At 28.6% G+C, this 18,179-nt stretch carries 18 protein-coding genes and 2 rRNA genes; 13 read left to right on the top strand and 7 right to left on the bottom strand.

All coding sequences use genetic code 11. The annotated features are described in order from the left end of the window. The 5 genes from OXH55_RS06550 to OXH55_RS06530 form a co-directional block, all read left to right on the top strand. Nucleotides 1–127: ribosomal RNA gene (locus tag OXH55_RS06550) — 23S ribosomal RNA — on the top strand; the annotation flags it as partial. 114 nt (nt 128–241) lie between these two features. Continuing rightward, nucleotides 242–358, top strand: a 5S ribosomal RNA gene (gene rrf / locus OXH55_RS06545). 128 nt (nt 359–486) lie between these two features. Continuing rightward, nucleotides 487–1,389, top strand: a complete 903-nt coding sequence (locus OXH55_RS06540; protein WP_268048991.1) for a hypothetical protein — start codon at nt 487–489, stop codon at nt 1,387–1,389. A 111-nt stretch (nt 1,390–1,500) separates the two neighbouring features. After that, the gene (locus OXH55_RS06535) at nt 1,501–2,244 is read left to right on the top strand and encodes an NAD-dependent protein deacylase (protein WP_268048990.1); all 744 of its coding nucleotides are present in this window, start codon (nt 1,501–1,503) and stop codon (nt 2,242–2,244) included. 234 nt (nt 2,245–2,478) lie between these two features. After that, nucleotides 2,479–3,870 (top strand): sodium-dependent transporter, encoded by a 1,392-nt coding sequence (locus tag OXH55_RS06530; RefSeq protein WP_268048989.1) that lies wholly within the window; start codon nt 2,479–2,481, stop codon nt 3,868–3,870. A 33-nt stretch (nt 3,871–3,903) separates the two neighbouring features. Here OXH55_RS06530 and OXH55_RS06525 read toward each other — a convergent pair whose 3' ends face one another. Both OXH55_RS06525 and OXH55_RS06520 read right to left on the bottom strand, forming a co-directional pair. Continuing rightward, nucleotides 3,904–4,821 carry a S66 peptidase family protein gene (locus OXH55_RS06525; RefSeq protein WP_268048988.1) on the bottom strand — a complete coding sequence of 306 codons (918 nt, stop codon included), beginning with the start codon at nt 4,819–4,821 and terminating at the stop codon, nt 3,904–3,906. A gap of 109 nt (nt 4,822–4,930) precedes the next feature. Further along, nucleotides 4,931–5,881, bottom strand: coding sequence for a magnesium transporter CorA family protein (locus OXH55_RS06520; RefSeq protein ID WP_268048987.1), 951 nt, complete (start codon nt 5,879–5,881; stop codon nt 4,931–4,933). A 324-nt stretch (nt 5,882–6,205) separates the two neighbouring features. Between OXH55_RS06520 and OXH55_RS06515 the strand changes: the two genes are divergently transcribed. After that, nucleotides 6,206–6,697: a hypothetical protein gene (locus tag OXH55_RS06515; protein WP_268048986.1), complete on the top strand. Its 492-nt coding sequence runs from the start codon at nt 6,206–6,208 to the stop codon at nt 6,695–6,697. A 20-nt stretch (nt 6,698–6,717) separates the two neighbouring features. Here OXH55_RS06515 and OXH55_RS06510 read toward each other — a convergent pair whose 3' ends face one another. Further along, a complete protein-coding gene (locus tag OXH55_RS06510; RefSeq protein WP_268048985.1) occupies nt 6,718–7,887 on the bottom strand; it encodes a zinc-binding metallopeptidase family protein in 1,170 nt (389 codons plus the stop codon). A gap of 173 nt (nt 7,888–8,060) precedes the next feature. On the opposite strand from OXH55_RS06510, the gene OXH55_RS06505 reads away from it, so the two are divergent. Further along, nucleotides 8,061–9,419, top strand: a complete 1,359-nt coding sequence (locus OXH55_RS06505) for a L,D-transpeptidase (protein ID WP_268048984.1) — start codon at nt 8,061–8,063, stop codon at nt 9,417–9,419. A 53-nt stretch (nt 9,420–9,472) separates the two neighbouring features. Next, nucleotides 9,473–11,143 (top strand): polysaccharide deacetylase family protein, encoded by a 1,671-nt coding sequence (locus tag OXH55_RS06500; protein ID WP_268048983.1) that lies wholly within the window; start codon nt 9,473–9,475, stop codon nt 11,141–11,143. A gap of 40 nt (nt 11,144–11,183) precedes the next feature. On the opposite strand, the gene OXH55_RS06495 is transcribed toward OXH55_RS06500, so the two are convergent. From OXH55_RS06495 to OXH55_RS06480, 4 genes are all read right to left on the bottom strand, one after another. Further along, nucleotides 11,184–12,896, bottom strand: coding sequence for a bifunctional diguanylate cyclase/phosphohydrolase (locus tag OXH55_RS06495; protein WP_268048982.1), 1,713 nt, complete (start codon nt 12,894–12,896; stop codon nt 11,184–11,186). A gap of 66 nt (nt 12,897–12,962) precedes the next feature. Then, nucleotides 12,963–13,085 (bottom strand): cyclic lactone autoinducer peptide, encoded by a 123-nt coding sequence (locus tag OXH55_RS06490; RefSeq protein WP_268048980.1) that lies wholly within the window; start codon nt 13,083–13,085, stop codon nt 12,963–12,965. Continuing rightward, on the bottom strand, nt 13,057–13,752 hold the full coding sequence (locus OXH55_RS06485; protein ID WP_268048979.1) for an accessory gene regulator ArgB-like protein: 696 nt from the start codon (nt 13,750–13,752) through the stop codon (nt 13,057–13,059). The genes OXH55_RS06490 and OXH55_RS06485 overlap by 29 nt, the downstream gene beginning before the upstream one ends. After that, nucleotides 13,739–14,215, bottom strand: coding sequence for a hypothetical protein (locus OXH55_RS06480; protein WP_268048978.1), 477 nt, complete (start codon nt 14,213–14,215; stop codon nt 13,739–13,741). Before OXH55_RS06480 ends, OXH55_RS06485 begins: the two co-directional genes overlap by 14 nt. Before the next feature lie 254 nt (nt 14,216–14,469). Between OXH55_RS06480 and OXH55_RS06475 the strand changes: the two genes are divergently transcribed. The 5 genes from OXH55_RS06475 (at nt 14,470) to OXH55_RS06455 (ending at nt 18,178) form a co-directional block, all read left to right on the top strand. Beyond that, nucleotides 14,470–14,682, top strand: coding sequence for a sigma factor G inhibitor Gin (locus OXH55_RS06475; protein ID WP_268048977.1), 213 nt, complete (start codon nt 14,470–14,472; stop codon nt 14,680–14,682). Next, nucleotides 14,661–16,088, top strand: coding sequence for an aminotransferase class I/II-fold pyridoxal phosphate-dependent enzyme (locus tag OXH55_RS06470; protein WP_268048975.1), 1,428 nt, complete (start codon nt 14,661–14,663; stop codon nt 16,086–16,088). Before OXH55_RS06475 ends, OXH55_RS06470 begins: the two co-directional genes overlap by 22 nt. Before the next feature lie 14 nt (nt 16,089–16,102). After that, nucleotides 16,103–16,735: a dTMP kinase gene (gene tmk / locus OXH55_RS06465; protein WP_268048973.1), complete on the top strand. Its 633-nt coding sequence runs from the start codon at nt 16,103–16,105 to the stop codon at nt 16,733–16,735. Nucleotides 16,736–16,876: 141 nt separating this feature from the next. Next, nucleotides 16,877–17,206, top strand: coding sequence for a cyclic-di-AMP receptor (locus OXH55_RS06460; RefSeq protein ID WP_268048972.1), 330 nt, complete (start codon nt 16,877–16,879; stop codon nt 17,204–17,206). A 27-nt stretch (nt 17,207–17,233) separates the two neighbouring features. After that, on the top strand, nt 17,234–18,178 hold the full coding sequence (locus OXH55_RS06455) for a DNA polymerase III subunit delta' (protein WP_268048970.1): 945 nt from the start codon (nt 17,234–17,236) through the stop codon (nt 18,176–18,178). The last annotated feature ends 1 nt before the right edge of the window (nt 18,179 follow it).

Genomic DNA, 18,179 nt, shown 5'->3' with positions numbered 1-18,179 from the left:
CAAGATTAGATTTCCCATAGCGTTAAGCTAGTAAGACCCCTGGAAGACTACCAGGTTGATAGGTTGGAGGTGTAAGTGCAGTAATGCATTCAGCTGACCAATACTAATAGGTCGAGGGCTTGATCAATAATTAAATTCACTGTGCAATTTTGAAAGAATAAATCTTTCAAAAGGAAACTCATTCAGCAGAGCTGATGAGTACTATATTTCTAAGAAATCGAAGATTTCAAGAACTATAGCATCTGGTGGTTATGGCTTGAAGGTAACACCCGTTCCCATACCGAACACGAAGGTTAAGCTTCAAAGCGCCGATGGTACTGCACTGGAGACGGTGTGGAAGAGTAGGTCGCCGCCGGGTAAGTTTAAAGCACTAAGCAAAGGCTTAGTGTTTTTTTATTTTTTGATTATTAGTGAATTTATTTTCTCTTCTTAACAAATAATACTTTGTAGGTTAAAGTTATTAGTTTAATTAAAGGAGAGATAAATATGGTTAGGAAAATGACGAGAGCTATTATTACAGCTATAATGCTTTCAACTATATTAAATGGCTGTAGTCAAGCAACTGTATCTTCACAACCTTTAGAATCCGTAAAAGAGGTTAAAAAGTCAAAAAACACAGAAGATATTGCGAAAGAATTTCTGCCAAAAGGTATGGAGTTTTCAGCACCAATGTATCCTAAAAGAGCAAAGTCTATTATAAAAAAAGATATAGACGGGGATGGAAACAAAGAAATTCTATTTACTTTTAAATCAAAAGAAGATAAGTATATAGGAGGAATAATTGTTTTAAAAGAAAAAAATCATCAATGGAAAAAAATATTGCAGAGCTACGGAGAAGGCAAATCTATTTATAGAATAGATTTAAAAGATTTAGATGGAGACAAAAATGATGAATTATTGGTAAGTACTTTTGCAGGAGTTTCAGTTGGCAATGCTTTAAATATATATAAATATGATAATAATACAGATAATTTTAAATTAGTAGTTAAAGATGGCTATCACAAAATATATATGAATGACATGCCAAATGATAAGGGAAGAGCAGATGGAAGAGTTGAACTTGCTTTGTGGAAAAAAATCACAGGAGATGTATATAAAGTAGATGTTTTAAAATTTGATGGTAAAAAATTAGTTCCCGCAAAAGAAGTGTATTCTTACTATTACAATAAAGTTATTGATTATTACAAATCAAAATTAAGAAAAGATGATTATAAAAATAGTGCACTTATGTGGTACTATTTAGCTGATGCACAAGTTAAAGCTAAGAAACCAGAGGATGCTTTAAGTTCTATAGAAAAGATTAAAATATTGAATCCACAAGGATATTCTACACTTTCAGATAAATTTGATAAACTTCAAAAAGATGCAATGTCATATTTTAAAAATTAAAATATATAAAGTATAATCATGCTATGGAATAGATATGCTGGCTAAGAAGAATAATGCATATCTATTCCATTTTTTGATGTATAATTATAAGTAGTAAATTTTGTTTAGGAGATGATAAAAATGGATAACATAAATATGTTTAAGAAAATGATTGAAGAAAGCTCCAATATTGTATTTTTTGGTGGAGCAGGTGTTTCAACGGAGAGTAATATTCCAGATTTCAGGTCTGAAGCAGGGTTATATAAAACAAAAAATAATTTCTCTTATCCACCTGAAATTATGTTAAGTCACAGTTTTTTTATGAAACATACTGAGGATTTTTTTGATTTTTACAAAACAAAAATGATATACAATGATGCAAAGCCTAATGATGCTCATAAAGCCCTAGCAGAGCTTGAAAGAAGAGGTAAGCTTAAAGCTGTTATTACTCAAAATATAGATGGACTTCATCAGATAGCAGGGTCTAAAAATGTTTTAGAACTTCATGGATCTGTTCTTAGAAATTATTGCATGAAATGTAATAAAAGTTTTGACTTAGATTATGTTATGAATAGCAAAGGATTAACTCCTATATGTGATGAATGTGGAGGAATTGTTAAACCAGATGTAGTTTTATATGAAGAAGGTTTGGACATGAATACACTTAATAGTGCAGTTCGGCACATACAGCAAGCAGATATGTTAATTGTAGGGGGAACATCTTTGGTTGTATATCCAGCAGCTGGATTAATTGAGTATTTTAATGAAAACAAGTTAGTTTTAATAAACAAAGCCTCAACACCTTATGATAGTCAAGCAGATTTAGTTATTAATGAGAGTATCGGAAAAGTACTAAGAGAAGCTACTTCAATATAATAGAATATATTATAAGATAAGTTATTTGGTTAAATATGAAAATTATGAAAGTTTAAGGGGGAGAGGTTTTAATTATTTGAATAATTATACTTTTACCCCCTTACTTTTTAGATATATCTATTGTATACTAATGTTCTAGTATGAGCTATAGAGTATCAAATAAATTAGTATTTAATGCTCTGTAATTCATGACTGAAAAAGTCTAGTAGAACAGTAGAATGGAAGGTGTAAATAATGAAAAATAACAAAAGAAGAGAAGGATTTTCTTCTGGACTTGCAGCATTTTTTGCTACATTAGGTTCTGCAGTAGGGTTGGGGAATATATGGAAGTTTCCTTATGTAGTTGGGGAAAATGGTGGAGCGGCATTTTTATTAGTTTATTTTGCATGTATTATTTTAGTTGGTCTCCCTGTAATGGTTAGTGAATTCTACATAGGAAGAAAAACAAGAAAAAATATTATGGGAGCGGTTAAAGAATTAACTACTAAAAAAAGATGGAGAAGTATTGGTATTATTGGAATTTTAGCTGCGTATTTTATAATGTTTTTTTATACTGGCGTTGCTGGATGGGTATACTCTTATGTATTTAAAATTTTAAGAGGAGATTTTAATGGAGCTACAGCACAATCAGTTCAACAACAGTTTACTAATACTACAGCTGGACCAGTTGCACCAATAGTATGGCAGATTATAGTACTAACTGTTGTATCTGTAATTTTAATAGGTGGAGTTAAAAAAGGAATTGAAAGAATAACAAAAACTCTCATGCCTGTTTTATTTATTTTAATTATAGTATGTGATATTAGAGCATTAACTCTTCCTGGTGTTAAAGAAAGTTTTAGCTTCTTATTTAAACCAGATTTTAGTCATTTAACTAGTCAAGGAATACTTATAGCTATGGGATTAGCATTTTTTAAATTATCATTAGGTATGGGAACAATGGTTACATATGGAAGTTATTTTACAGAAGAAGATAACATGTTTGGAACGGCTGCTAAGGTAGCAATATCTGATACTATCGTTTCTCTTCTTGTGGGAATAGCAGTTTTTTCAGCAGTATTTTCATTTAATATGGAGGCTTCAAGTGGACCAGGACTTTTATTTATGACAATACCTCTAGTATTTTCTAAAATACCTTTTGGTAAGTTTTTGTTAATTGCATTTTTTGTGTTAGCTTCAATAGCAGCTACAACAGCAACTATCTCTATGTTTGAAGTTTTAATAGCTTATTATACAGAACAAAAAGGAGCATCAAGAAAGAAAGCTGTTATATTAAATGCTATAGTAATAGCATTTATTGGAGCATTTTCAACTCTTTCGGTAGGAGAAACTTCGTTATTATCGGGAGTAACGATATTTGGAAAAGGAATCTTTGATATATTTGATTTTCTATCATCAAATATACTTTTACCTGTAGGAGGATTATTAATGGCTCTTTTAGTTGGATATATTGCGCCAAAAGAGGATATTAAAAGAGAACTTTCTAATAATGGAAAACTTAAAATAGCAAATATTATAGATTTTTATTATTTTGTTTTAAGATACATCAGTCCAATATTACTTGTAATAGTATTTTTATCTTCTGTTGGAGTACTTGAAAAGATAATAAAATTAATAACAGGATAGAATAAAAGAATGTTGCATTGCAACATTCTTTTATTATTTAACAACTGCCTCCAATATTTCTATTCTTGCATTATTACAATCAATTCTAGCTTTGACACCTATAGGAAGAGTAAGTTTTGGATAGTCGTGACCAGACATAAAATTGTATAGAGTAGGTTTGTTTAAAGATAAAAGCCTGTCTTCAATTACTTGAGCAAGGGTCAAGCTTTTACTATAGCTAGGTGAAGGGCAATCTGTAAACTGCCCTAAAATAAACCCACTGCATTGCTGAAGCTTTCCGCTTAAATGAAGATGAGTTAGCATGCGATCTATTGCGTAAGGTTCTTCACTTACCTCTTCTATAAAAAGAATATTACCTCTAGTATCTATTTCATAGGGGGTACCTAAAGTAGATGCTATCAAAGATAAATTACCTCCTACAATTTTACCTTCTGCATATTCTCCATTTCTACAGTTAAGAATTTTATCTTTAGGATTAGATATAACGTAAGGTTTATCACAAGTTATAAGGGTATTTAAAAAGCTTTTTAGAGTATCTTTATCCGTAAAATTAGAACTACCCATAGGACCATGGAAGGTTATTAAATTACATTTTGATGATATTATGTTTAGAAAAGTAGTAATATCACTATAGCCCATAAAGATTTTAGGATTGTTTTTTATAAGCTGGTAGTTTAATAAGGGAAGGATTCTCATAGAACCATAGCCACCCCTTATACATAAAATCATGTCTACATCTTTATCTAAAAACATATTCATAAGATCCTCTGCCCTATCGTTATCTTTGCCAGCTAAATATCCCCATTTATCATATAAGTGTTTTCCTTCTTTCACTTTAAAACCTAGTGATTTTAAAAATGAAATTGCTTTTTTTATTTTAGATGTATCCTCTGGACTTGCAGGAGAAATGAGCCCTATAGTATCACCTTGTTTTAATTTTTTAGCTATCACTAAATCACATCCTGTAAAATTCATATTTAATATATAATATGCTTAAAGTTTTTAGATGATAAATTAAAGCCAAATATTTTCAAAGATTTTATAAGAAAGTTTTAAATTTTTATAGCATATTTCGTTTATTTAAATATACTATACTAACTAAGGTAGTAACTATCATTAAAGTCATTACAATGGCAAAACCATTTCCATCAGGCGCATTTGACCAAGGAAGACCTTTTACGTTCATACCAAATATACCAGAATATATATTTGGTATAGAAATAACAATGGTTACTGATGCTAATATTTTCATAACCAGGTTTAGATTGTTAGATATAACATTGGCTGAGGCATCCATAGTTGCACTTAGTATATTTGTATACATGCTAGTCATTTCTATTGCTTGTTTATTTTCAATGATTACATCTTCAAGAAGCTCTTTATCTTCTTCATATTTTTGCATGATTTCTAGCTTCATCATTTTTTCTAAGGTTATCTCATTGGACTTTAATGAAGTTGAAAAGTATACAAGTGAATTTTGAAGAGATAACAATTGCATAAGCACTTTATTATTCATTGATTTATGTAGTTTCTTTTGTATCATCCAACTCTTTTTGTCTATTTGACGAAGGCATACTAAAAAGTAGCTGGCAACTCTATAAAGGATTTGCAAGATAAATCTAGATCGTTTAAATGTATAGAAAGAACGAATATTTCCTTCTATAAAATCCGTTAACATTTTATTATTTTTCAGGCAAACTGTTATTATTTCTTTTTCAGTATGAATTATTGCAAGAGGATAAGTATCATAGGTTAAAGAATTTTCTTCCATTTCAGTAAATGGAATGTCTAGAATTACAAGTAGATTATTATCTTCTATATCTATACGTGAAGTTTCTTCTTCATCTAAGGCAGCACTTAAGAATTCAACAGGTACTCCGGTTTTTTTAGATATTAACAAAATTTCTTGTTCAGAAGGAGCTACCATGTTAATCCAACAGCCATGTTCAATGGTATCTAGCTGTCTCAAAGTAGGGGTAGTTTCACTTGTACTTTTATATATGCAAATCATAAAATTCAATCCTTTCTAAGTAGTTATATTCATATAAATATTAATATAACTTTATTTATTTTCCATGTTTTAATAAATATTTTCTTCTATATTAAATTATAGCTCTATCAAAGTATAGTTAAAAGGAAAACTAATAAAATTTTAAAAATAATATAAAGAAATCAAGCGATTTTGCTAATAATATTAAGTATTTTTGATTGAGCTCAATTTATTTATAATAAATAAGCTATAATCGACTTATAAAGACATTGTAGCATTTGTATTCAGATTAATAAAATTAGTATAATCTCTATATGAAAAATTATATTACGGGGGATACCTGATATGTATAAGGAAATAGTAATAAGAAAAAAGATTTCCAGCATATTCATCATAGTACTAATGCTAACTGTTTCTATAGTTGTATCAGATATAATTGCAAATCTTAGTTTAGGTGAATATGAAGTAGGGAATCATTTAACTAGCTTATTATCTTTTTTTGTTTTTATACTAATAATAAGACAAATTGAAATGTGCAAAATAAAATATAAGTATTCTATAATTGCTGATGAATTTATAATATATAAGGTAAAAGGAAATAAGCAGCAAATTATGGCTAGTGTTAAGGTTAAGGACATAGAATGTATAGAGAAGATTGGAAAGAATAAAATATATTTAGATGCAGTAATACGTAATATGTATGGGTGTTTAAACTTTGATAATGATTTATATTTTTGTAAATATAATAATGGCAATGGTACTAAGAGGTTCTATTTTGAACCAAGTCATAAATTAGTAGAAAAATTAGATGTATTAAAAAATAAAGAAGTATACTAAAGAATGCTAGGTGTAAATACCTAGCATTTTTCATTTATACATTTATGAAGTTCCATCTTAGCTTCTGCTAGTAAAGAATCTTTTTCTATCAAGTCAAGTCCAGTTATAGCAAGAGCTTGAGCGGCTTTTAAAATTCTATCTTCAGCATAAGGTGAAAGAGTTGCTGATCCAAAGTTTTCAGATGCATATTGTATACTTTTATCCTCTGTAATACATACATAAGGACGTATACAAGGAATAAGGTGGCTTACATTTCCAAGACTTAATCCATAAGGAATATCTATAGTGTTCCCATCATCAATAATCCCACTTTCTTTAAGATTATGGGCAAATATTCTGCTTAAGGTGTTACTAGATACAAAATTTTCACAAGGTGCTTTACTAAAAGTTACTACTGAGTCAATATTCATTAAATCTTTTGAAGAGGCTGTAATTTTTTTTATTTTATCAGCAATTTCTTCAGCAATTTTTAAATATGGAGCTTTAACATAAAAGCTAGTTTCTACTGTGTTATATGGAATACAAGGCATTGTGCTGCCTTTAATTGATACCATATCAATTGAACATTCATCAGAAAAACCTTTAACAAGGGTATTTATTGAATTTAAAGTAAAAATGCAAGCGTCCAAAGCAGTGTAAGTACTTTTTTCAGTACATCCTGAGGCTTTATTGCATGAATATGTGATTTTAAGTGGAAGAATTGCTGGAGATGTACATACTTCAGCAGTTATAGTATGGGGTTGAACCATAAGTACAGTATCAATATCTTCAAATATTCCTTGTTTTGCCATAGTTACTTTTGAACCACTTAAAAATTCCCCTGGGCATCCTAAAAGTATTACAGTACCGCCGCCAGCTTTAGGAATTACTTTTGATAGACTTAGAGCAGCTCCAATAGATATAGAAGATACTAAATGAGTACCTAGTATATGCCCTTTTTTGCATGGAGAATCATATTCACAAATATAACAAATTTTTGGGTGACCACTTCCGTATTGAGCTAAAAAAGAAGTAGACATGTCTAAATAGTTTTCTGTTACTTCAAATTCTTTATCTTTTAGTAAATTTACTATATAATTATAGGCTTTATGTTCACAAAAGCTTTCTTCTGGATATTCATATAAATATTTTGTAAGATTTTTAATATCATCTTTTATTGTTGATAAATATGTTATAATCTCTTGTTTCATAGAGAATCTCTCCTTTGTGCAGACTGTAGTATTTATTATGCCCTTATATACAAAATATATTTTTTACATAAGTTTCAAAACGTATTTTGTTATTGTTGCAATAAATATTCATAATATCTTATAATATAATATAATGGCAAATTATGAAAAACATGAAGTAAGGGGTGGAGTATATGAAAAGAACATCTGTGAGGTTTGCTGCAATAACTATGGTTATGAGTTTTTTCTTTACTATAGCGTGTAGGACAAGCATAGCTTATGGTGCACAAAGTATACCAGAAGTAGAAAAGATAGTATACGAATATAAAAACGTATGCGAAGGTGATACTCAGACTATAGATATATTATCTAGATCATCGAGCAAGGCACAATATAGAGTATGGATTTGTAATAAAAAAACAGGTGAATGGCAGGATATAACTAAAGGATTTACAAGTCCTGTGAGTGAAAATCAAATATTGAGAGTAACGACACCTAAGTTAACTGAAGGAGAATATGATGTATCTATCTGGGTAAAAAGAGCAGGGGTAGCACCTTTAAATAAAAAAGGGTTTGATAAATATTTCCTTTCAAAAATGAAATGTTTAAAATCAAATGAACAAGAGCCTACTATAAAGCTAGACTGTATAAAAGATAATTATTCTAAGAATGAAGCAATTGAAGTAAAAAATGAAAGTAGTAAGGAATTATATAAATATAACGTATATATATATGATATTCTTCATAGTAAGACAGTGAAGTCTTATAGTACACAGTATAAGGATAGTTTTTCATGGAAATCTAGCAGTGATGGAATATACTTATTTAAGATTAAGCTAAACAGTGGAGAAAAAATAGAGGAAATATATAAGTTGGTAATTGTAGGTAAACCTAAAAGACCAACTAAAAAAGTGCAAGTAACTTCTAAAGGGCCTAAAGCACCAAAGTTAGATTCCCTTGTAGTAGGAAATACAAGTGAAACTAATATCATATATGTAAAACAGCAGCCTAAGTCTAATTCAAGAACTGTGGGATACATCTACGGAAGTCTTCAAGGAATAAAAATATTAAAAACTGTAGGTAATTATTATTATGTTGAAACAACTGACTATAGGACACTAAACAAAATAACAGGATATATTCCAACTTGGAATGTAAAGACTGTAAAACCAAACAAATCCTATTCTGTGTTAGTAGACATAAGCGATCAACATATTTATGTATTCAAAGATGGTAAGCTTATAAGAAATATAGTTTGTTCTACAGGTAATGATTGGACTCCAACTCCACAAGGTACTTATTTAATTGGATCTAGAGGACCTTCTTTCTTAACAGGAACTAATAAATCTATCATTTGTTATAATTGGGTAAGATTTAATAATAACTTCCTTTTCCATAGCGTTTTATGCACTAAAAATGGACAACCTATTTCATCAGCAGTGGCAAAATTAGGACATAAGGCATCACATGGATGTATAAGAATGCCTCTAGAAGAAAGCAAATGGTTTTATAATAATGTACCAAGAGGAAGCTTATTAGTTATTCAACAATAATATATATTAAATTAAGTTAGCTAATTATATGTAGTATAAATGGAGGATATTTTGTGAAAAAAATAATTAAAAAGTTATTAATAGTAGTTATTTTAGTTGTAAGCTTTTTGGCAAACTTGGCATTTAACAATCAAAAAGTATATGCACAAGAAAAACTGCCTAGAATTAGTGATGTGGTTTTTGCTCAAGTTCCTTTATATGAAGGAGAAACACAAACTCTAAATGTTTATTCAACAGGTAATGGTAATGTACAGTATAGAGTTTGGCTATATAGTATAGAAAATAATGAATGGAAAGATATCACTAATGGATATACAAGTCCTCTAAGTGCACAAACAGTTTATAAAGTTTCAATACCTAATTTAGATATAGGACAATATAAAGTATCTGTATGGGTAAAAAGAGCGGATAAAAATCCTGTAAATAAAAATGGATATGACAATTACTTTGCGGCTAAAATGGATTGTTTAGAATATGATGGACAGGTTTATGATAAAAGAAAAGATCAGACTAAATCCAAGGAAAAAAAAGATACTATACCAACTATTGAAAAAGTAATATGTGAGTATTCAGAATTATATGAGGAAAATAATCAAATTCTAGATATAGTATCTAGAGGTTTTGAAAATGTACAATATAGAGTATGGATTTGTAATAAAAATACAAACAAATGGTTTGAAGCTACGCAAGGCTATACAAAACCTTGTTATGCACAAAGTGCTTGTAGGATAATTATACCTAAGTTAACAGAGGGAAAATATACAGTATCTCTATGGATAAAAAGAGATGGTAAAGCACCTATCAACAAAAAGGGTTATGATGAATATGCTGTTTTTAATATAAATTGCTTAAAAAGTGAAGAAACAACTATAAACAAAGAATTAAATGGAGTAAAGGATAATTATAAAGTTGGAGAAGCAATACAATTAAAGGGCAGTAGCGATACCAAAGAAGAGTATAGATATAGTGTATATGATGTATTGAATAATGAGATTAAAGTTAACTTTAAGGAATATAATGGTGAGTTATCATGGAAAGCTGATAAAGCAGGGATATACTTATTACGAATTCATACAAAAAACTTAGAAAGTGAATATAAAATAAACAAGTTAGTAGTTGTTGGACAACCATACAAAAAAAGTACAGGAAAAGTTGCTTATTTAACTTTTGATGATGGTCCTTCGAGAAAAGTAACTACTAGAGTTTTAAAAGTATTAGATGACTATAATGTTAAAGCTACGTTTTTTGTAGTTGGCGAATTTGCAGAGAGAAATAAGGATTTGATAAGAGAAGAGTATAGAAAAGGACATACCATAGGAAATCATACTTATTCTCATCAATATAAAAAACTTTATGCAAGTCCAACAGCTTTTGTAAATGAAATCAATAAAACGGATAGAATTTTAAAAAGTATTATTCCAGAGTATAATACTAAATTAATAAGATTCCCAGGAGGATCAATGGGAAAAAGCAAAGCTTATAAGGATGCAGTAATAGACGCAGGATATCATGATATGGATTGGAATGCATCTACTGGGGATACAACTGCATATTTAGTGCCAGTAGATAAATTAATGAGAAACTTAAAAAATAGCTGTAAAAATAAAAAATCTATTATTATACTAATGCATGATGCGCCAGTTAAAACTACTACTGCTGATGCTTTACCACAGGTAATAGAATATTTAAAATCTCAAGGATATGAATTTAAAACTTTAAAATAAAAGAAAAATCCAAATAGAAATCAATTCTATTTGGATTTTTCTACTTTTGCGAGAAAAGAGTACTATTATCGAAATTACCTTTATTTTCTTCTATTACTTGTATAAAAGCTTCTACAATATTAGGATCAAACTGAGTAGAACTACATTTCCTTAATTCCCAAATTGCTTCATCAAAGGTTTTACCTATATTATAAGGTCTATTGGAAGTCATAGCATCAAAGCTATCAACTACAGTAAGTATTCTAGCTAGATATGGAATATCTTCGCCTTTTAATTCACAAGGATACCCTTTTCCATCATAACGTTCATGATGATGTAGAATTAAAGGAATAATATTTTTAAGAGAATCAACAGATTTTATTATTTCTATTCCGTTTACAGGATGTTCTTTTAGTAATTCCCATTCATCATTAGTTAAAGGCATTTTCTTATTTAAAATTTCCTTGGGAATATTTATTTTTCCTATATCATGCATATAGGCTCCATATTTTAAGAGTTTTTTATCATCTTCTGACAAATGGAGTTTATCTCCTAATAATTTAGAGAACATGACAACTCTTTCACTGTGACCATAGGTATATTTATCCTTTGCATTAATAACACTAATTAATGTTTTTATTGAGGTAATTAAATCGATATGCTCGTCTTCTATATCACTTTTTAATTCTTCTAAAATAGAATAATAGGTTTCCACTCTATTTTTATTAAAGAACTTAGCTCTATAAAGGGCATCATCTGCACTATCAACTAGTTCTATATCATTTTTTGCCTTATCTGGGAAAGTAGATACCCCTATAGATACAGTGAGTTTCCCTTTAGGTTGATTTTCTTCTCCTTCAAATTTACAATTTTCTATTGCTAATCTTATCTGTTCCGCAATGAAAATAGCTTCTTTTTCTATTGTATTAGGTAAAATTACTGTAAATTCTTCTCCACCATATCTTGCAACAATATCTTTACTACGTGCATTTGCGTTTAATATACTTCCTATTTGACTTAAAACTCTATCTCCTTTCTGATGTCCTTGAAGATCATTATAATGCTTAAAATAATCAACATCTAATATGAGCATAGAGAGAGGAAGCTTTGATTTTTTAGAGATTTCAATTTGCTTTTTTAATGATTCATGAAAAAATCTATGATTAAAAACTCCTGTTAATCCATCAGTATTAACAAGATGAGCCAAATTTTTTCTATATTCATTTTCAATATTAACATAGTGACCTAGAGGCCAAGCTGTTAACATAAAAACTCCTGCTAAAATTAAATCATTTTCGAAGTAGTGATTTATTTCAACATTAGGCAAACAAATTAAATCCATACCCAACAATAGCATTGATGAAATAAAAGCTATTGTAATTCCATGTGTCATACCTAATTGTATAGTTGAAGTAATAATTATAAATAAAAATAAAAATTTATACTGGCTAGTATGATTACCAGATAAAAATATTGAAGTAAAAAAGATTGATATAAAAATGAAATTTTCAATATATGCTATTAATTTAACATATTTTGTTTTTAAAATTTTTTTTGAAAAAAATGACCAACTTGCATAAATTAAAGTTAGTATACAAATAGTTAGTCCTAAATAAATTATATTTAAATGACCATTTTCTGTATTAATATAAGGTTGTTTATTATTAAAATAACTTTTGAAAACTATAATTCCACAAAATAATAATGAGGCTAGTTTTACGATAGATATAATTTCGTATACTTTTTTTTGTCTGTTATCTTCAATTCTATTCATATTTTCACACCTGAACAAATTAGTAAACTATAACGAATAATGTAAAGGTCGAAATCGACCTTTACATTATTCGTCTCTTAAGCATTTTGGTTCTTCAGGTTGGTAAGCACTAAAGAAACATGCTGATGCTGATGTTGAAAAAGCAAAAAATCTGAAGAAATCAGCTACTAGGTTTACTAGTTTTTTCATTATTATTCCCCCTTAAAAAAGTAGTTATATTTTTTAAAAAAGAATCTATGCTTTTTACTAATAAGTGTCCTTTAGATGTAAGTGTTAAGGACTGCCATGCAGTTCCAATGTACATACAAAGGGCAACTATCAATAAATTTTTAACTCTTAGCTTATAATATAATCCTAATAATACTAGTACGATTATCATTAAACTATGTAGTAGCAGCATAGAACTTCTTTTTAGACGTTGTTTTTTTGTTTCTTTTACAATGGGCTTAGAAGGACTATCAACAGGAGCTAATTTATAAACCGTATAATAAGAAAATGTAAAGCTTAATATTGCGCCTAAAACCACCCATTGAAAAGTGATGAAATTACTGATTTTATTTACAATTACGCCCAATCCTACAAATATGATAGTTCCAATTACAGCACAGCGATTTGGAGAACTAGCGTGAACTCCTCCAGAATATTTTCTTAGAAAACTCCCTGTAAAAGAAAGAATCACGGCCTCTATTAATACATCGAAAATAATTCCAAATAATACAATCAATAAAATAGCCCATAGTGTTTGAAGAAAAGAGAAAACTCCATAGGCAATAATTTCTTGATTGTCATTATCTAATTTTAAAGTTGAAGCTATTTTATAGGATAATTTATTTGATAAATTTTCAATTAGAAACATGTTTAAGTACCTTTCTTTTTTTAGATAATATTATATAAAATGTGGAAAGTATTAATCCAAATAATAATAAGGATGGACTACCATACAAAATTTTTGGTAGAGTACTTTTTAAAACTATTTCAAGTCTTGTGTTTAATAAATTTTCTAAAATAAATAGATTAATCCATTCGCATATATATAAAATTATAATTGAAATCAATCCAGAAGATATTGCTTTAATAGGTTCGATTTTATTTATCAATGCACATATCAGAATATATACTACAAGAAAAAGTATAGTATGAACCCCAAAGTGAATAGGTAATAATCTTATTAAATAAGTAAGTAGTGCTAATATAATACTAGATACAAAGAAAGTTTTTTTAGTTATTTTATTCTTAGAAAATACATGTGCTGCAAAAATAAATAAGAAGGACTCCGAAAGGGTTCTTAATAAGAACTCTAATAATGACAGTTTAAGCATAATAGTTCCTCCTTTATTAAATATAATTAATAATTGCGAAAATTTACAAATTTCTACTAAATTCTCTAATTATTATACCATTAAATAGAGAAAAAGGAAATATTTAAAGAAAGCATTTTTATATTTTGAAGATTTACAAAAATATTTTTAATTTATTTTTGTGGACAAAATAAGATTAGAGGAGTAGTTGAATAAAATATATTATAAGGGGCAATAATTAAAATAATTTTATTAAGTTTTTCGAGGGGGTAAATATGAGAAAACAAAAATGTATTATATGTGGAAAGCCTCTAAATGATGGTATAATGATATATGGAAGAGGAATATGTAAAAAATGCGAAGAGAGAATAATAAATGCTGAACGTGAAACTGATTTTTATGAATACTATATATACTGTATAAAAAAAAGAATTGCACATTATATGATAAGAGGAGTGGATTACAGGTGTCAAAATTACCCCTTGTAAGAGGAGTATTAAAATATATAAAAGAGAATAACATTTTATTTTGTATGCCAGGGCACAAAGGCGGAAAAGGATTTATGAGGACTGCCATGGGCAGGGAGATATATGAGAATCTCATAAACAGTGATATTACAGAAGTAGAAGGATTAGATAATCTTCACAATGCTGAGGGAATAATAAAGGAAGCACAGGAGTGCTTATCACAGTTTTATGGAAGCAAAAAATCTTATTTTTTAGTAAATGGAAGCACTAGTGGTAATTTAACTATGATATTCTCTTCCTTTAATGAAGGAGATAAAATTATTGTTGAGAGAAATTGTCATAAGTCTATTTTTAATGGAATAATATTAAGAAAATTAAAGCCTATATATATAAAAAATAAGATTAATGAAAAATATGATGCTCCTCTTTCAATAGATGAGGAGCATTTTTTGCGTGTCTTAGAACAAAATAGTGATGCTAAGGGAATAGTGGTAACTTATCCTAATTACTACGGAGTTTGTCCTGACTTGAGTTTTATAATAAAAGAAGCTAAAAAAAGGAATATGAGGGTTTTAGTTGATTCTGCTCATGGAGCACATTTTGGTGTATGTGAAGGACTTCCTAAAAATGCAGTAGAGCTGGGAGCAGATATGGTTGTTATGAGTTCACATAAAACATTACCAAGCTTTACTCAAACTGCTTATCTACATGTAGGAGAAGGAGTAGATATTGATAAAGTTGAGTTTTATTTAAGTATGTTTTTAAGTACAAGTCCATCCTATATGTTTATGTGTTCTATGGATTATGCAAGGTTTTATTTACAGGAATATGGAAAAGAGGATTATAAAAGATTTTTAGAAATTGCTGATGTTTATAGACATAAAATAAATAAAATAAAAGGCTTCCATGTTTTAGGTATAGAAGATATAAATAAAGAAGATATTGATTTATCTAGATATGTAATAAATTTAGAAAGAGGATATAGTGCTAGTATATTTTCAAATTATTTAAGAGCAAATAAAATTCAAGCAGAGATGAATGACAATCAGAATGTAGTTCTTATTTTTTCACCTTTTGATAAAGAAGAAGATTTAAAAAGATTGTATGAAGTTATAAGAGAGTGTCCTTTGGAAAGTTTAAAAAAGGAGTATTATAATATATTAAATTATAATATACCACAAAGTAAATTAGCTCCGTTTGAAGTTGTAAATAAAAATTTCAAGGAAATAAATTTAGGAAAGTCAGAAGGTAAAATATGTGGTGAAGCAATAGTTCCGTACCCTCCAGGAGTACCTCTTGTAATGATGGGTGAAATAATAGATAAAAAGAATATAGATATGATAAAATATTACTTAAAAAATGGAACTGATGTTATAGGAGTTAAAAAAATCAATGGAGAATGGAAAATTAGAGTTATAGACGAATAAAGGAGGAACATAGGATGAAAAAAGGAGTTTTTATTACTCTTGAAGGACCAGATGGATCAGGAAAGTCAACTATTATAAAGTTAGTAGAGGGATATTTAAGTGAAAAGGGTATAGATTATATATCTACTAGAGAACCAGGTGGAATTAATATAGCTGAGCAAATAAGAAATGTAATTCTAGATAAAAGCAATACAGCTATGGATGGAAGATGTGAAGCTTTATTGTATGCTGCTTCTAGAAGACAGCATTTGGCTGAAAGAGTAATACCAGCTTTGAAAGAAGGAAAAGTAGTTATTTGTGATAGGTTTGTAGATTCCTCTTTAGCTTATCAAGGATATGCAAGAGGACTTGGAATAGATGAAGTAATGCAAATAAATGAATTTGCCATAGAAGGTTATATGCCAGATTTTACTTTATATCTTGATGTAGAACCAGAAGTGGGACTTGAAAGAATTGCAAAAAACAAAGATAGAGAAGTAAATAGACTTGACTTAGAGAAAATTGATTTTCATAAAAGAGTAAGAGAAGGATATTTTATATTACTAGAGAAATATTCAAATAGAATTAGAAAAGTTGATGCCAATCAACCTATTGAAAAAGTATTTGATAGTATAAAGAAAATTTTAAATGATGAAATTGAACTATAAAAATAAAAAAAAGTTTTTAAAGTATATCTGAAGAATATAGTATATGTGGTAAAATAAATATAGAAGATAATAGTAAATATTTAGATATTAAAAAATATAAGGTTTAAAGGGGAATACAAAAATTAATTAGGGGGTGCATGTATGAAACTTGTAATTTCTATTGTTCAAGATGATTATGCTGGAGAATTAGTAGATATAATAACAGAATCAGGATACATGGTTACTAAGCTTGCAACAACAGGTGGATTTTTAAAAAAGGGAAATACCACTCTTATTATTGGAGTAAAAAAAGAAGAAGTTGATAAGGTAATATCAGTTATTAAAGATACTTGTCAAAAGAGAAAGCAAGTTGTTACAACACCATCACCAGTAGTAGGATCAACGGGAGTTTATATTCCATATTCCGTTGAGGTGGAAGTAGGCGGAGCTACAATATTTGTAGTAGACGTAGATAAATTTGTTAAAGTTTAATTTAGATAGTGTAGTTGGAGGTAAAAGATGAGCTTTGAAAGTATAATTGGACATGAGTTTATAAAAAAGCAAATAGAAAGTTCCATACAACAGGGAAATTTTTCTCACGCTCATCTAATAATAGGTGAAGATGGTATAGGAAAAAGTCTTATTGCAAAAGAGATTGCATTAAAACTTTTAGGAAAACATAAAAATAGAAATTATGTTGACATTATAGAGTGGAGTACTCAAAAAAACAAACAGTCTATTGGTGTAAATGAAGTACGTGATATTATAAAAGAGGTAAATAAAAAACCATATGAAGGTGACAAAAAGGTAATAATAATATATGAATCACACAAAATGACAGTAGAAGCACAAAATGCTCTTTTAAAGACTATAGAAGAACCTCCAAAGGGTGTGACTTTAATATTACTAAGTGAAAGTTTAGAGCTTATATTAGAAACAATAAGGTCAAGATGTCAAATTCATAAATTAAAAAGATTAAATTTAAGACAGATTGAAGAATATATAATAAGAGAATACCCTGAGTTAGATGAAGAAAAAACAAAAGCAGTTATAGCGTTTAGTGATGGAATACCAGGACGCTGCAAGCTTTTTTTAGAAGATAGTTCTTTTAATGAAATAAGAGATATATCAATACAAATACTTTTGGAGTTATCTAAAAAAGAAAAAAATATAGTCAAGAAATATGAAAGCTTTTTTTATAAATATGGAAAGCAATGGGATGAAGTATTAACTTGTTTTATTGCGTATATAAGGGATATTATGATTTATAAAGAAACAGGTAGACAGGAATTTGTAATAAATAATGATAAATTTGATAATATAAAAGAGCTTTCTAACATGTATTCATTCAATAAACTTAATGGTATTTTTAAAGAAATAAATGATATGCGAGAAAAACTAGAAAGAAGAGTTAATTCAGCATTAGCCTTTGATATAATGCTGCTTAAAATGCAGGAGGTTTAGT

This window comes from Clostridium ganghwense (assembly GCF_026735165.1).
GTDB lineage: Bacteria > Bacillota > Clostridia > Clostridiales > Clostridiaceae > Clostridium_H > Clostridium_H ganghwense.
The sequence above is the reverse complement of the archived record's forward strand: the minus strand, read 5'-3'. Positions and strand labels throughout refer to the sequence as shown.